Raw genomic sequence first — 15,320 nt, 5'->3', positions numbered from 1 at the left:
GTTTCCCCGGGTGGTCCTAGGACTTCTTGACGGCGTGACCGCCGAACTGGTTGCGGAGCGCAGCGACGGCCTTCATCGTCGGCGAGGCGCTGCCCTGCCGCGAGACGAAGCGCGCGAAGATCGACGCCGACAGCGCCGGCATCGGGACCGCGAGCTCGATGCCCTCTTCCAGCGTCCAACGGCCCTCGCCCGAGTCCTCGACGTAGCCCTCGAGCTCGTCGAGCTTCGGGTCCTCGTTGAGGGCGAGCACCATGAGGTCGAGCAGCCAGGAACGGACGACCGTCCCGCGCTGCCACCCGGCGAACACGGCGGGGACGTCGGTGATCAGGTCCTTCGCCTCGAGGAGCTCGTAGCCCTCGCCGTAGGCCTGCATGATCGCGTACTCGATGCCGTTGTGCACCATCTTCGCGTAGTGGCCGGCGCCGATCGGGCCGGCGTGCGAGAAGCCCTCTTCACGGGGGCCCTCGGGGCGGAGCGCGTCGAACACGGGCATGGCGAACTCGACGTCCTTGACGTCACCGCCGACCATGAGGCCGTAGCCGTTGTCCTTGCCCCACACGCCACCGGAGACGCCGGCGTCCATGTAACGGATGCCGCGTGCACCGAGCTGCTCGGCGTGCGTGGTGTCGTCGAGCCACTTCGAGTTGCCACCGTCGATGACGAGGTCACCCTCGTTCAGGACGCCGGCGAGCTCGGTGATCACGTCGTCGGTGATCTTGCCGTGCGGCACCATCACCCAGACGAGTCGCTGACCCTCGGGCAGTGCGCCCGCCAGGTCGGCGAGGCTGGCGACGTCGGAGACGGCGGGGTTCGCGTCGTAACCGGTGACCTCGATCCCAGCGTTGCGGAGACGGGCACGCATGTTGTTGCCCATGCGACCAAGGCCGACAAGACCGATGTGCATGATTTCCTCTTCTGTTCGTCGTTGCGCTGATGCCGGGGTGGTGCGCCAGCGCAGGGAGACTGTTGCGCTATCGCAGCAGCAGGTTGGGCTGCAGCAGGTACCGGTATCCGTCGGTCGCCGCAGCCTCTTGCGAAGTCTGGCCGGTGATGAGCACCGGGCCCGGCTTGTTGGGGTTCTCCGTCTTGGTGAAGGAGATGCGGACGAACTCGGAGTGCACCGCGTTCAGTCCGTCCAGGAGGAAGGCGGGCTTCAACGAGACCACCGTGTCCTCACCGGTCAGCAACGCACTGATCGACTCTGACGCCTGCGCTTGTTCGGATCCGATCGCCTCGAGCGTGAGCCCGTCGACCGAGAAGGAGAACCGGAGCGCTGCTTCGCGCTCCAGGACGAGGGAGACCCGTCGGACGGCTTCGACCAGTTCCGCGGTGTTGATGACCGCGTGGTCGTTGACCGTCTCGGGGAAGAGCCGGCGGACCGGCGGGTAGTTGCCCTTGATGAGCAGCGACGTGACCGTCTTGTCGGCGGCGTGGAAGGCGATGAGCTCGCGGTCCGATCCGCCACTGATCGACACCGACACCGTGGCTGCCGAACCGAACGTGCGGCCGACTTCCTGCAGCGTGCGGGCCGGGACCAGCGCGTGCAGCGGAGCGGGCGCCTCGCCGTCGGCGTCACCGGCACGGCCGGAGTCCCACTGGATCGTGCGGACGGCGACGCGGTAGCGGTCCGTGGCGATGAGGGAGACGTCGTGTTCGCCGACCTCGAGCTGCACCCCGGTGATCACCGGGGTCACGTCGTCGCGGCTGGCGGCGACGGCGACCTGGGACACGGCTTCCGAGAAGGCGTCGCCCGGGATCACACCGGTCTGCGGACCGATCTCGGGGAGCGTCGGGTACTCCTCGACCGGCATGGACAGCAGCGTGAAGTGCGCCGAACCGCAGGTGACGGAGATCTTCGATTCCTCGGTGGTGAAGGTCACCGGGGCGTTCGGCAAGCGGCTCGCGATGTCGTTCAGCAGGCGACCCGAGACCAGGACTGTGCCCGGCTCGTCGATCTGCGCCGCGATGGACGTCTGCGCCGAGACCTCGTAGTCGAACGAGGAGAGCGTCAGACGATCACCGTCCGCGTGGATCAGGACGCCCGACAGGATCGGGAGGGTCGTGCGCTGTGGGAGGAGCTTCACCGCGAAGGAGACGGCTTCGGAGAAGACGTCCCGGTTGACCTCGAACTTCACAGCTGGAACCCCTGTCGATCGGCTTGGACTGTCCGGCCGCCCCATTCTGGCACAGGCGGACGGGGGCCGGATTTCTTGTCATCCCGCCGTCCACAAGGTTGTCCCGCGGAGATTGATCGTTAACCAGGAGTAATGGTGTTAACGCCTGTGCACACTGTGGATAACCCTGTGCATCCCGCTCGGCCGTAGGGAACTACACGGTTGTGACTTGGGGACGGTCTGTGAGCGTTAACGGGATGAATGAATCTCATCTATCCACTTCCATCCCCAGTCTCCACAGGTGACCCCGCACCTGTGTACAACCGGGCGGCGTGTCCTCCACAGTTATCCACAGGCTATCCACACTGTGAGAACTCCGGCCCATGGAACCGTCTCAGATGGTGGATGAGCCCGGAGACTGCCCGATCTCAGCGGTACCGGCGGTCCTGCTTGATGCGGCTCGTGAGCTCGGTGACCTGGTTGTAGATCGACCGCCGCTCCTTCATGAGCTCGGTGATCTTCTTGTTCGCGTACATCACGGTGGTGTGGTCGCGGTTGCCGAAGAGCTGCCCGATCTTGGGCAGGGACAGGCTCGTCAGCTCACGGCAGAGGTACATCGCGATCTGTCGAGCGGTCGCGATCGCCTGGGACCGGGAGGACCCGTACAGGTCGTCGACGGAGAGCTTGAAGTACTCCGCGGTGTGGTTGATGATGTCCGTCGGCGCGACGACGTTGTCCTCGTCGAGGGTGATCAGGTCCTTCAGGACGGTCTGCACCAGCGCCATGTCGACGGCGGTCCGGTTGAGGCTCGCGAACGCGGTGACCCGGATCAGGGTCCCCTCGAGCTCACGGATGTTGCTCGACACCTTGGACGCCATGAATTCGAGGATGTCGTCGGGCACCTGCAGGTGGTCGGACTGCGCCTTCTTGCGGAGGATCGCGATGCGCGTCTCGAGCTCGGGTGCCTGCACGTCGGTGATCAGGCCCCACTCGAAGCGGGAACGCATCCGGTCCTCGAACCCGGTCAGGTGCTTCGGCGCCACGTCGGACGTGATGACGACCTGCTTGTTGTGGTCGTGCAGCGTGTTGAACGTGTGGAAGAAGGCTTCCTGCGTCGAGTCCTTGCCCTGGAGGAACTGGATGTCGTCGATGAGCAGGATGTCGATGTCGCGGTACCGCTGCTGGAACTGGTTCGAGCGGTTGTTCGCGATCGAGTTGATGAAGTCGTTGGTGAACTCCTCGCTCGACACGTACCGGACGCGGATCCCCGGGTAGAGGCTCTCGGCGTAGTGCCCGATGGCGTGGAGCAGGTGGGTCTTGCCGAGGCCGGAGTCGCCGTAGATGAAGAGTGGGTTGTAGGCCTTGGCCGGTGCTTCGGCGACCGCGACGGCTGCTGCGTGCGCGAACCGGTTCGAGGAGCCGATCACGAAGTTGTCGAAGTTGTACTTGGGGTTGAGCCGTGACTCCGGCCGACCGCTGGTGCCCGGGGAGTCGATCTGGCTCGGGACGAACGGCGCCTCGATGTACTGACGGGGAGCGGCGCTCTGCTCGACGGCTTCCTGCACCGGCTCGGCGTACTCGGGGACGTTGGGGTCCACCCGCGGCTCCGACGCCATGTCCGGGTTCACCGTGATCGCGAAGTTGGCGACCGAGTCGTCACCGATCCGGGCGACCGCCTCGGTGATCGGGATCCGGATGCGCTGCTCGAGCATGCCGCGGGTGAGGTCGTTCGGCACCTCGAGGTAGAGGGTGCCGGCGAGCACGCCCTTCGGCTCGACCAGGTTCAGGAAGCCGTGCAGCTGCGGCGTGATGCGGGCGTCCTCGGCGAGGAGTGCGAGTACCGATGACCAGAGGTCCTCGACGGGGTCGGCCGGCATCGTCATGTCGCGCTCGTCTCCAGGGGTCGTGTGTGCGGTCGCTGCCGGACGTCTGCGCGTCCCACGGGGTCGGACATGCCGGATCGACGTGGGTGGCGCGCGTTCGGACCGTGGCGTTCCGGGCGGATTCGTCAGTGGCTCCGGGGGCTTCGTCGACGCCTCGTGCCGCGTGGCTTCCCACAGGGTTGTCCACAGTGTTGTCCACGACCGTTCCGTGTCCTCCGACAGGATCACTTCCCTGTCGTACCGGGCCACGGAGCCGATCGATCACCCCACTGTAAAGGACCGGGGCAGGTCGCACCGAACGGAAGTTGTCCCCAATGTGGAGAATGGGTCGGGAGGACCTCCGTCGGCTGCACGACCGCCGGAGGGATCCGGTCAGCGTTTGACCTGCCCGCCGCTGTCACGTACCGTTAACCAGTTGACTGCGGCCGTTCGGTCGCGCCCATCTGCGCCGTTCGACACCCGGACGGCTACACATACGTGACGGCTCGCCGCGAGCAGCCGTGTGGAGAACATCATGAGCAAGCGCACCTTCCAGCCGAACAACCGTCGCCGCGCCAAGAAGCACGGCTTCCGCCTCCGCATGCGGACGCGTGCCGGCCGCGCCATCCTGTCGGCGCGTCGCGCCAAGGGCCGCACCGAGCTCTCGGCCTGATCAGGCGCATCTGCCTGATCCGGTCCTCGGTCTGACCCCGGCATCGCAGTGTTGGCCAGCGCCAACCGCATCGTCCGCGGGGACGACTACCGGAACGTCGTGCGTCGTGGTCGCAAGAGCGCCACGGCGCACGTCGTCGTGTCCGTGGTCCGTCGCTCGACGGATCCGTCCGGACCGACACGGTTCGGCTTCATCGTCGCCAAGACCGTGGGCAACGCCGTGACCCGGAACCTGATCAGGCGACGGCTCAAGGCGATCGCGCACGAACTGCTCACCGAGACCCCCACCGGGTTCGACGTCGTGGTCCGCGCACTGCCAGCCGCATCGCAGGCCGGATGGCCTACCCTGCTCGAAGACGTCGTGCGCTCCTTCGCGCGCGGGGTGGAGAAGGCAGCATGAACCGCACTCTGTGGACCCGGCTGGCCTGGGTCGCCGCGTTGCTCCCACGCAACGCGTGCGTCGTCGTGCTCCGCGCCTACCGTGCAGTGATCTCACCGCTCTACGGCAACGTCTGCCGGTACCACCCGTCGTGCTCCCGGTACGCCCTCGAAGCGATCCAGCAGTACGGCGTCGTCCGCGGGTCCGCGATGGGTGCCTGGCGCATCGCCCGCTGCAACCCCTGGGCTGCAGGCGGGATCGACGACGTCACTGAACGTAGTCGACCGTTCGTCGTCAACCGGTTCGGGTTCGTCCTCGCGCCGATCCCGAAGCAGCCGCACCCTGCGGTCGGAACGGCCCGGCCGGTCCTGCTCCCCCAGCGCACTCGAAAGGCGTAGCCGTCCCCATGGACCTCATCGGTACGATCCTCTGGCCGCTCAAATGGGTGGTCTCGGCCATCCTCGTCGGCTTCCACTGGGTCTTCGAGAACCTCGGCATGGACCCCGGAGCGGGTATCACCTGGGTGCTCTCCATCATCTTCCTGACCTTCGTGGTCCGCGCCGCGCTGATCCCGATCTTCGTGCGCCAGATCAAGTCGCAGCGCCGCATGCTCGAGGTCGCGCCGCAGCTGAAGAAGATCCAGGACAAGTACAAGGGCAAGAAGGACCAGTTCTCGCGTGAGGCCATGAGCCGCGAGACCATGGCGCTGTACAAGGAGACCGGGACCAACCCGCTGAGCTCCTGCCTGCCGCTGCTGCTGCAGATGCCGATCTTCTTCTCGCTGTACTCGGTGCTCCACGAAGCGCAGATCAACAAGGTCGGCATCGGTCTGCTCACCGATGACCTCGCGAAGTCCTTCGGCAACGCCGCGCTGTTCGGCGCTCCCCTGCACGAGACGTTCACGAACGCCTCCGGCTGGGAGGTCCGCGCGATCGCTGGCTTCATGATCGTCGTGATGACCGCGTCGCAGTTCATCACCCAGCTGCAGCTCGTCGCGAAGAACATGTCCCCGGAGACCAAGGCGTCTCCGATGTACCGCCAGCAGCGGATGATGCTCTACATCCTCCCCCTGGTCTTCATCATCTCCGGCCTGAGCTTCCCCCTCGGCGTCATGTTCTACTGGCTGGCCTCGAACGTCTGGACGATGGCGCAGCAGTACTTCGTCATCCGCAGCATGCCGACGCCCGGCTCCGAGGCCGCGCTGGCCCGTGAAGCCCGTCTGGCGAAGAAGGCCCAGCGTCGTGGCACCACGGGGACCCCGGTGCTCGCCGAGGCCGGTGCCGGCGCGAGTGCCGCCGAGATCGAGGCCGTGCGCGTCACCACCCAGCGTCAGCAGCCGGTCGGCAAGCAGCGCTCGAAGAAGAACGGGAAGAAGTAAGTGACCGAGCAGGACACCGCCGCAGCTGTCGAGACCATCACGGACGAGACCGTCCCGGACGAGGACGCCCGTGACGAGGCGGACATCGCGGCCGACTACATCGAGGAACTCCTCGACATCTGCGACCTCGACGGCGACATCGAGATCGAGGAGCGCGCCGGACGCGTGTACCTGTCCGTGACCGACGACGGCGAGGCGCTCCGCGTCCTGTCGAAGCCGGACACGGTGACGGCGCTGCAGGAGCTCACCCGGATCGCCGTGCAGGCCGAGACCGGCGAGTTCAGCCGCCTCATCCTCGACGTCGGTGGCTCGCGGGACGCCCGCGCCTCGGAGCTGCAGCGGCTGGTGGACACCGCCGTCGAGCGCATCGAGGCTGGATCGTCCTCTGCAGCGCTCCCCCCGATGTCGTCGTACGAGCGCAAGCTGGTGCACGACCTGGTCGCCGAGAAGGGCTTCCACTCGGAGTCCGAGGGCGAGGGTCGGGACCGCCACACGGTCGTCACCCGATGACGGAGCCGGTCTCCCCTGCAGAGGCCGCACCGGTCCTCGAGACCGAGCCGGCTGGCGCAGTGACGCTGTTCGGCGCGCAGATCGACGTTGCTCGGTCGTTCACGAACGAGCTTGCTCGCCGGGGTGAGGAGCTGGGTCTGATCGGCCCACTCGAACTGCCGCGGCTCTGGACGCGACACATCCTCAATTCCGCGCTGTTGGCACCCCTCCTGGAGGCCCGTGGCCGGGTCGCCGACGTCGGGTCCGGTGCAGGGTTGCCGGGTCTCGTGCTCGCGATCGCCCGTCCGGACGTCGCCTTCACGCTCATCGAGCCGATGGAGCGTCGAACGGATTGGCTCACCAGTGAGGCGGAGCGGCTGGGCCTGACGAACGTCACGGTCGTCCGTGGCCGCGCCGAGGACGTCGCGGACAGCATCGTGGTCGACCAGGTGACGGCCCGCGCGGTGAGTGCTCTGTCCAAGCTGATCCCCCTGACGGTGCCGCTCGTGCGCTCTGGTGGCCAGCTCATCCTGATGAAGGGTGCGCGGGTCGACGAGGAGATCGAGAAGGCTCGGAAGGTCATCCTTCGTAAGCGCCTCTCGGACGTCGAGGTGCTCGAGCTCGGAGACGGTGTGGTCGACGAGACCACCCGGGTCTTCCGGGCTACAGTTGACTGACGCTGCGGCTCGGGTCGGTCTCTCCGACCGCCGGCGGCTCCGCGTTTCACGTGAAACATCGAACCGGGGAAGAGGCACTCGTTGAGTTCATCGACCGACTACGACGCGTCGACACCGCTCGCTCGCGAGATCGCCGACCTCAACCGTCGTCGCCGCGCGATCGCGACGCAGCAGTTCCCGCTCCCGGACAAGACCCGCATCATCACGGTCTCGAACCAGAAGGGCGGCGTCGGGAAGACCACCACGACGGTCAACTTGGCAGCTGGGCTTGCTCACGGCGGCGCCCGCGTCCTGGTCATCGACCTGGATCCGCAGGGGAACGCCTCCACGGCGCTCGGTGTCGACCATCAGGCTGAGGTGGCGAGCATCTACGACGTGATCGTCGACGAAGCGGCGATGGCCGATACGGTGCAGCGCTCGCCCGAGTCGGACACACTGTGGTGTGTGCCGGCAACGATCCACTTGGCCGGCGCGGAGATCGAACTCGTGTCGTTGGTCGCCCGCGAGCAGCGCCTTCGGACCGCGCTCGATCTGTACCTCGAGTCGCTCGACGAGCCGTACCACTACGTGTTCATCGACTGCCCTCCATCGCTCGGCCTCCTGACGATCAACGCCTTCGTCGCAGCACAGGAAGTCCTGATCCCGATCCAGTGCGAGTACTACGCGCTCGAGGGGCTCAGCCAGCTGCTGCGGAACATCGAGCTCATCGAGCGCCACCTCAATCCGAAGCTCCGGGTGTCCACGATCCTGCTGACGATGTACGACGGCCGCACGAACCTGGCGAACCAGGTGGCGAACGACGTCCGCGAGCACTTCGGCGATCAGGTCCTCAAGGCGATGATCCCCCGGTCCGTCCGCGTGAGCGAGGCACCGAGTTACGGCCAGAGTGTGGTCGCGTACGACGTCAACTCCACCGGTTCGCTCTCCTACCTGGAGGCGGCCGCCGAGATCGCAGCACGAGGAGCGCAGCACTGATGGCACCCAAGCGGACCGGACTCGGCCGAGGCATCGGCGCGCTCATCCCCACGGCGACGGACCAGCAGGACCGTCCGGTCGACGTGTTCTTCCCCACGGGGGGTTCTCCGGCATCGGCGCCGACGGCAGATGACCTGGTAGCGGTTCCCGGGGCTCGGCTCGCGAACCTGAACCCGCTGGACGTGATCCCCAACGCGCAGCAGCCCCGCAAGGAGTTCCGCGAAGAGGAGCTCCAGGAGCTCGTGCACTCCATCCGCGAGATCGGCGTCCTGCAGCCCATCGTGGTCCGCCCGATCGCCGGCGCGACGGGGACGGAGGCGCAGTACGAGCTGATCATGGGTGAGCGTCGCCTCCGTGCGACCAAGGAACTCGGCCTGAGCACGATCCCGGCGATCGTCAAGGACACCCCGGACGATGCGATGCTCCGGGACGCGCTGCTCGAGAACCTCCACCGGGCGCAGCTCAACCCGCTCGAAGAGGCATCGGCCTACCAGCAGCTCCTCGCGGACTTCGGCATCACGCAGGAGCAGCTCGGTCAGCGCATCGGCCGCTCCCGCCCGCAGATCACCAACACCATCCGTCTCCTGCGTCTGCCCTCCCCCGTGCAGCGTCGAGTCGCCGCTGGTGTGCTCTCCGCTGGGCACGCGCGTGCGATCCTCGCGGCGCCCGACGCTGAAGCGATGGAGTACCTGGCCGAGAAGATCGTCAACGAGGACCTCTCGGTGCGTGCCGCTGAGGCGATCGCGCAGCAGCTCGGAGCGAAGAACCCGCCCAAGACCGCGCCGCAGCCGACCAAGCGGCAGGCGCACTTCAACGATCTCGCCGAGCGCCTCGGGGATCGCCTGAACACGCGGGTCAAGATCGCGGTCGGCGCCCGGAAGAGCTCGGTGACGATCGACTTTGCGAACGGGGACGACCTCAATCGCATCCTCGGGGAGCTCGGGATCAGCGACGTCACCGAATAGGGCTGCCGTCGCACGCAGATCCGCTGTGCGACCGCCTGCGGCGCTGGATCTGTCCAGACGCCCATCCACTGGTCGGAGCAGAGAACGGCGCTCACAAACGGTCTGACGGCCCGCTCGGGTGCCATCACAGCAGCGGCTGGGCGACGCGAGAGTTCGCCTCATGCTTGAAATCGCTCCGGCCGCGCGTTGTGCCTGGCTGGCTGCGGGCAATGATGCGACCGGGCCGAAGCTGATCGGCTCCTCCCGCGGCGGCTGCCAGCACGTGGCGCCCAGCCGGGGCCCGAGAGCGGTACCGCGCAACCCGAGCGGCACCGCGCAGCCCGGGCGGTCCCCTGGAGCTAGCGCGGGCAGCGTGGGCCCGCGAAGTCCGAGCATCCCCCTCCCCCTCCCCCGCGCCACCGCGCAACTCGAGTATCCCGCGCCACGCGCGGCACCTGCCCGCACCGCGCGGATCGAGCTAGTGCGCTATGCGCGCCACCTGCACTACCCGAGCCACGGGCGCTGCCGGTGGGGGCTAACGCGCCACCGGTGCTTCGGGTGCTTCGGGTGCTTCGGGTGCCTCGGGCTCTACGGGCTCTACGGGTGCTGCGGGTGCTGAATGCGCTGAGGGCGCTACGGCCGGTGCTGGCAGTGCTGGCGGCGCTACCGCGCCCGCGGCGCTGCTGGCGCTACCGCGATGCCGGCGTTATCGGCGCTACCGGCGTTACAGGCGCTACCAGTGCAGTCCGAAGGGTGCCGTCCGGCCGCAGGGGCGACGTGCAGCCCGAGTGGCGCGGTGCGGCCCGAAGGGTGCCGTGCGGCGCGAAGGGTGCCGTGCGGCGCGAGGGGTGCCGTGCGGCGCGAGGGGTGCCGTGCGGCGCGAGGGGTGCCGTGCGGCGCGAGGGGTGCCGTGCGGCGCGAGGGGTGCCGTGCAGCCCGCAGGGGCGCCATCCGGCGCGAGTGGCGCGGTGCAGCCCGAGTGGCGCGGTGCTGCCCGAGGGGCGCCGTGCAGCCCGAAGGGGCGCCATGCAGCTCGAAGGGCGCCATCCGGCCCGAGTCCCGCGGTGCAGCCCGAGTGGTCCGAACAGCCCAGGCCGCCACGCAAATGAGCCGTCCCCCCGAAAGCGCAAGTTGGTCCGCCCCGCTGTCTGCTCAGCCCGGGCTGCTGCCGATCCCCGCTTTGAGCCAATAGTGGAGGAGTCGTTCCACGTGGAACATCCACCGCCCGGGGTGTTCCACGTGAAACACTGAGCGGCTCAAGAACGCAGCGCGCGGAGCTTCCACAGTCCGACCACGGCGAAGAGTGGCTTCACGATGCTCATCTCACCGAAGCGGTACTCCGGGACCGGGGCGAGACGCATCGCAAGGTCAGGGCGTTGGCGACGCAGGTACTCCCGCGCCTTCTCGGCGTGGAGGCTCCCTGATGCGAATGCGATCCAGTCGACGTCCTCAAGCATCGGCACAACGTTGCGGACGTTCTCCCAAGTAGAAGTACTGGCATCCTCCACGCGCACGGTCCCCTTCCACGCCAAATCCTCTCGGATGAACCGCGAGAGCAGTTCGGCCTCGGACACCGCGCCTCGCACCGCTCCCCCACTGCAGATGATCGCGCAGTGGTCACTCGCTGCCGCGCTCCGAACGGCGACGCGAGCGCGCCACCGGTTCACCATGTTGATGCGCGCCCCGGCATTCGCGAAGCCGAGCACGACAACCGCACCCGTCTCATGACGAAGTGGCATTCCACGCCCGAGCCGACGATCAGCCGCTCGGGCGTGCACGAGCTCAGACCACAACAAGACCGCGATGCCTACGGCTCCCACGGCGGCGCCGATCGGGAGGGTACCGACTGCACAGGCAAGCCGGTCCGAACCCGATGTTCCACGTGGAACGTGGCGCACCGCGATCAGCTCCGGTGGTCGCGGATGGCCTGTTCGGCGAGTTCGGCGTAGGTCCACCCGAGGTCGAAGCCCGAAGCGGACAGAGCCTGGGGAAGCAGCGACGTCTCGGTGAGGCCGGGCAGCACGTTGGCCTCGAGGAACCACGGGGTACCGGCACCGTCGATGATGAGGTCGACCCGGGACAGGTGGCGGAGGCCCAACGCTGCGTGGGCAGCGGTCGCTGCATCGGCAGCCGCGGCCGCGAACTCATCTGAGAGGCGAGCCGGCGTGTAGAACGTGGTCTCGCCGGCGTTGTACCGGGCCTCGAAGCCGTAGATCCCGTTGCGTGGCACGATCTCCACCGCAGACAGTGCGACCGGGCCGTCCCCGGTGTCGATGATGCCGACGGCAACCTCGGTGCCTCGGATGAGCTGCTCCACCACGACGTCGTCGCAGTACGTGTACGCCGTCACCATGGCGCGAGGGAGGTCCTTCACGTCATCGACGAGCGTGACGCCCTGAGCGCTCCCACCGCGAGCGGGCTTCACCGCGAGGGGCACGGGGTGCTCCCCCGCGATGGCCTCCAGGACTCCCACGGCACCGAGTTCGCGGAACACATCGTGGGACAGCGTCACCGACCGTGGGGTCCGGACGCCTGCCCGCGCGACCAACGCCGAAGCGGTGGGCTTGTCCCATGCCAACCGGGCTGACGTGGAACGCGAGCCGACGAACGGGATGTCCACTGCCTCCAGGATGCCCCGCAGGGCCCCGTCTTCACCGGACGCGCCGTGCAGTGCCGGCCACACGACATCCGGGCGTGACTTGGCGAGTGCGGGCAGGAGCAGGGCGTCCGCATCACGCAGGTCGACCTGCCAGCCGTAGCCGGTCAGCGAGTCGGCGACCCGCCGGCCGGAGCGGAGGGAGACGTCGCGCTCGTGGGAGATGCCTCCCGCGACGACGACGACGTGACGACGGGTGAGCTCGGCCATGCGAGAGTCCTTCGGTGTGGTGCTGAGGGAGGAGCGTCGTGGAAAGCGCTGATCAGGAGATGTTCGGCGGCGGTGCGCTGACCGAGGAGGTCTCTCGGACGACCGCGTTCGGACGCGTTGCCGGGCCGAACGTCTCGATCAGTTCGAGTTCGTCGTTGACGACGTTGGCGAGGCGCTTCACCCCGACCCGGATCTGCTCCGGCGTGGGGTAGCAGAACGACAGGCGGATGTGCCCGCCACCGCGACCGTCGGCGTAGAACGCGGTACCGGGCGTGTAGGCCACGAGCTCCTTGACGGCACGCGGCAGCATCCCCTTCGAGTCGAGGGACTCGGGCAGGGTGAGCCAGACGAAGAAGCCACCGTTCGGCTTCGTCCAGGACAGGTCCGGCAGGAACTCCCCCAGGGCGGACAGCATCGCGTCGCGGCGCTCGGCGTAGATGCCCCGGAAGGTGTCGACCTGACCCTTCCAGTCCGCTGCGTCGAGGTAGGCGTTCACGACGTACTGACCGAACGAGTTCGGCGCGAGGACCGCGGACTCGTTCGCGAGCACGAGCTTCTCGCGGATCGCGTGCGGGGCGAGCGCCCAGCCGACCCGGAAGCCCGGCGCGAGGGTCTTCGAGAAGGAACCGAGGTAGACGACGCCCTCTTCGTCGATGGACCGGATCGCCTGCGGCGCCGGCTCGTCGAACCAGAGCAGTCCGTACGGGTTGTCCTCGAGCACGAGGATGTTGTTCGACCGGCAGATGTCGAGCACCTCGATGCGGCGCTCACGGCTCATGGTGACACCGGCCGGGTTGTGGAAGTTCGGGATCGTGTACAGGAACTTGATCCGCTTGCCCTGCGTGCGGAGGTGCGCGATCGCCTCGCGCAGAGCCTCGGGCACGAGTCCGAGCTCGTCGGTCGTCACGTGCACCGTCTCGGCCTGGTACGAGCGGAAGACGCCGATCGCACCGACGTAGGACGGGGACTCGGCCAGGACGACGTCACCCGGGTCGATGAAGAGCCGCGTGACGAGGTCGAGCGCGTGCTGCGAGCCCGTCGTGACCACGACGTCCTCGGCGCTGGCACGGATGCCCTCGAGGCTCATCACGTCGACGATGTGCTCGCGGAGGGAGCGGAGGCCCTGCCCGCCGCCGTACTGCAGCGCCATGGCCGCGTGCTCGTTCATCACACGGTCCAGGGAGCCCGTGACGAGCTCTCTGGGGAGCGCGGAGACGAACGGCATGCCGCCGGCCAACGAGACCACTTCGGGCCGCGAGGCGACGGCGAACAGGGCTCGGACCTCGGAGGCGCTCAGCCCGGCGGTGCGCTGGGCGTAGGAGTCGTACCAGGGGTCGAGGCTGTTGCCGTTCGTCATCGATTGCTCCGATCAGTGAGACATTCCCGCCACACTACGACATCGACCCAGGAAACCCGGGTTCCGAGGCAGGGGCCGATCGGCAACGGGTGGCATGCGAACGCCCCGCCCTGCCTGCTTGGAGCAGGACGGAGCGGGGCGTTCAGCGGTGCTGGTGCGACCTACGCGAGGAACTCGGCGAGGTCGGCCTCGAGCGCGGGCTTCGGCTTGGCGCCGATGACGGTCTTGACGACCTCGCCGCCCTTGAAGACCTTCATCGCGGGGATCGAGGTGATCTGGTACTGCATGGCCGACTGGGGGTTGTCGTCCACGTTGAGCTTGACGATCTCGATCTTGCCGGCGTGCTCGGCAGCGATCTGGTCGAGGATCGGGGAGACGGCGCGACACGGGCCGCACCACTCGGCCCAGAAGTCGACCAGGATCGTCTTGTCGGACTTGAGGACCTCGTCCGAGAAGGTGGCGTCGGTGACGGCCTTTGCGTTGGACATGTGTGCTCCTTCGAGAAGTTCAGTGGGTACAACGGCTGTGCCGCTGCGGTATTCCGGGATGGGTCAGACGCGGGAGGTGACGTCGACCGTGACGGGCTCGACGGGCGTGACACCCTCGGCCTGGTCGGTCAGCGTGTCCTCGAGGTCGGCGAGGTACTTCTCCGCGTCGAGCGCGGCGACCGTGCCGGAGCCGGCGGCCGTGATCGCCTGGCGGTACGTCGGGTCGATGACGTCACCCGCGGCGAAGACGCCGGGCAGGTTCGTCTTCGACGACCGGCCCTGGACGGCGATGGTGCCCTCCGGAGCGATGTCGATCTGGCCGTGGATGAGGTGCGTTCGCGGGTCGTTGCCGATCGCGATGAACAGGCCGTCGAGCGCGAGTTCGCTCTCGGACCCGTCGACGGTGTCGCGCAGTGTCACGCCGGTGACGGCCGAGTCACCCGTGATGCCGGTGACCTCCTTGTTCCACGCGAACTCGATCTTCGGGTCGTTCATCGCCCGGTCCTGCATGATCTTCGACGCGCGGAGGCTGTCCTTGCGGTGGATGACCGTCACCTTGTCGGCGAAGCGGGTGAGGAACGTGGCCTCTTCCATCGCGGAGTCGCCACCGCCGACGACGGCGATGTTCTTCTGACGGAAGAAGAACCCGTCGCAGGTCGCGCACCACGAGACGCCGTGGCCGGACAGGCGCTCTTCGTCGGCGAGGCCGAGGTGGCGGTACGCCGAGCCGGTGGCGTAGATGACCGCGAGGGCCTCGTACGTCTCGCCGGAGCCGACGGTGACCTTCTTCACGTCGCCGGTGAGGTCGACGGAGACGGCGTCGTCGTACAGGACCTCGGCGCCGAACTTCTCGGCCTGTTCCTGCATCTTGATCATGAGGTCGGGGCCCTGGATCCCCTCGGGGAAGCCGGGGAAGTTCTCGACCTCGGTCGTCTTGGTGAGTTCACCGCCCGTCTCGACGCTGGAGGCGACGATGAGCGGCTTGAGCTCTGCGCGCGCGGCGTAGATGCCGGCGGTGAACCCGGCCGGGCCGGAACCGATGATGATGAGCTGGCGCATGCCTGAATGCCCTTCCGTTGCGTGCTGACCGGGTCAACACATCGTACCGGCGGAGCATTC

Annotated in this window: 16 protein-coding genes; 8 read left to right on the top strand and 8 right to left on the bottom strand. The window is 67.7% G+C overall.

Annotated elements, in window-relative coordinates:
• Positions 1-16: 16 nt before the first annotated feature.
• The 3 genes from gnd to dnaA form a co-directional block, all read right to left on the bottom strand.
• Positions 17-904, bottom strand: a complete 888-nt coding sequence (gnd, locus tag EDF19_RS08205; RefSeq protein ID WP_123292939.1) for a phosphogluconate dehydrogenase (NAD(+)-dependent, decarboxylating) — start codon at positions 902-904, stop codon at positions 17-19.
• A gap of 67 nt (positions 905-971) precedes the next feature.
• The gene (gene dnaN / locus EDF19_RS08200; RefSeq protein WP_123680403.1) at positions 972-2,135 is read right to left on the bottom strand and encodes a DNA polymerase III subunit beta; all 1,164 of its coding nucleotides are present in this window, start codon (positions 2,133-2,135) and stop codon (positions 972-974) included.
• Positions 2,136-2,542: 407 nt separating this feature from the next.
• Entirely contained in the window at positions 2,543-3,997 is a 1,455-nt protein-coding gene (gene dnaA / locus EDF19_RS08195; protein WP_123680402.1) for a chromosomal replication initiator protein DnaA, read from the bottom strand.
• A 514-nt stretch (positions 3,998-4,511) separates the two neighbouring features.
• On the opposite strand from dnaA, the gene rpmH reads away from it, so the two are divergent.
• The 8 genes from rpmH to EDF19_RS08155 all read left to right on the top strand — a co-directional run bounded on the left by rpmH (position 4,512) and on the right by EDF19_RS08155 (position 9,511).
• Entirely contained in the window at positions 4,512-4,649 is a 138-nt protein-coding gene (gene rpmH / locus EDF19_RS08190) for a 50S ribosomal protein L34 (RefSeq protein ID WP_022889115.1), read from the top strand.
• A 48-nt stretch (positions 4,650-4,697) separates the two neighbouring features.
• The gene (rnpA, locus tag EDF19_RS08185) at positions 4,698-5,048 is read left to right on the top strand and encodes a ribonuclease P protein component (RefSeq protein ID WP_123680401.1); all 351 of its coding nucleotides are present in this window, start codon (positions 4,698-4,700) and stop codon (positions 5,046-5,048) included.
• A complete protein-coding gene (yidD, locus tag EDF19_RS08180) occupies positions 5,045-5,425 on the top strand; it encodes a membrane protein insertion efficiency factor YidD (protein WP_185022745.1) in 381 nt (126 codons plus the stop codon). The genes rnpA and yidD overlap by 4 nt, the downstream gene beginning before the upstream one ends.
• Before the next feature lie 8 nt (positions 5,426-5,433).
• Positions 5,434-6,405: a membrane protein insertase YidC gene (gene yidC, locus EDF19_RS08175; protein ID WP_123680400.1), complete on the top strand. Its 972-nt coding sequence runs from the start codon at positions 5,434-5,436 to the stop codon at positions 6,403-6,405.
• Positions 6,406-6,915, top strand: a complete 510-nt coding sequence (locus EDF19_RS08170; protein ID WP_185022744.1) for a R3H domain-containing nucleic acid-binding protein — start codon at positions 6,406-6,408, stop codon at positions 6,913-6,915. It begins immediately after the preceding gene.
• A complete protein-coding gene (gene rsmG / locus EDF19_RS08165; RefSeq protein ID WP_123680399.1) occupies positions 6,912-7,571 on the top strand; it encodes a 16S rRNA (guanine(527)-N(7))-methyltransferase RsmG in 660 nt (219 codons plus the stop codon). Before EDF19_RS08170 ends, rsmG begins: the two co-directional genes overlap by 4 nt.
• Positions 7,572-7,652: 81 nt before the next feature.
• Positions 7,653-8,546, top strand: coding sequence for a ParA family protein (locus tag EDF19_RS08160; protein WP_311317099.1), 894 nt, complete (start codon positions 7,653-7,655; stop codon positions 8,544-8,546).
• Positions 8,546-9,511, top strand: a complete 966-nt coding sequence (locus EDF19_RS08155) for a ParB/RepB/Spo0J family partition protein (protein WP_123680397.1) — start codon at positions 8,546-8,548, stop codon at positions 9,509-9,511. The genes EDF19_RS08160 and EDF19_RS08155 overlap by 1 nt, the downstream gene beginning before the upstream one ends.
• A 1,235-nt stretch (positions 9,512-10,746) precedes the next feature.
• On the opposite strand, the gene EDF19_RS08150 is transcribed toward EDF19_RS08155, so the two are convergent.
• The 5 genes from EDF19_RS08150 to trxB form a co-directional block, all read right to left on the bottom strand.
• Positions 10,747-11,229 (bottom strand): ElyC/SanA/YdcF family protein, encoded by a 483-nt coding sequence (locus EDF19_RS08150; RefSeq protein WP_123680396.1) that lies wholly within the window; start codon positions 11,227-11,229, stop codon positions 10,747-10,749.
• A 164-nt stretch (positions 11,230-11,393) separates the two neighbouring features.
• A complete protein-coding gene (locus EDF19_RS08145) occupies positions 11,394-12,356 on the bottom strand; it encodes a D-alanine--D-alanine ligase (protein ID WP_123680395.1) in 963 nt (320 codons plus the stop codon).
• Between the two features lie 52 nt (positions 12,357-12,408).
• Positions 12,409-13,713, bottom strand: a complete 1,305-nt coding sequence (locus tag EDF19_RS08140; RefSeq protein ID WP_123680394.1) for a PLP-dependent aminotransferase family protein — start codon at positions 13,711-13,713, stop codon at positions 12,409-12,411.
• A 161-nt stretch (positions 13,714-13,874) separates the two neighbouring features.
• Positions 13,875-14,201: a thioredoxin gene (gene trxA / locus EDF19_RS08135; protein WP_123680393.1), complete on the bottom strand. Its 327-nt coding sequence runs from the start codon at positions 14,199-14,201 to the stop codon at positions 13,875-13,877.
• A 63-nt stretch (positions 14,202-14,264) separates the two neighbouring features.
• Entirely contained in the window at positions 14,265-15,260 is a 996-nt protein-coding gene (gene trxB / locus EDF19_RS08130; RefSeq protein ID WP_123680392.1) for a thioredoxin-disulfide reductase, read from the bottom strand.
• Between the last annotated feature and the right edge of the window lie 60 nt (positions 15,261-15,320).

The organism is Curtobacterium sp. PhB115, from assembly GCF_003752025.1.
Classification (GTDB): Bacteria; Actinomycetota; Actinomycetes; order Actinomycetales; family Microbacteriaceae; genus Curtobacterium.
Note: the sequence above shows the minus strand (reverse complement) of the source record. Positions and strands in the feature narration are given on the sequence as shown.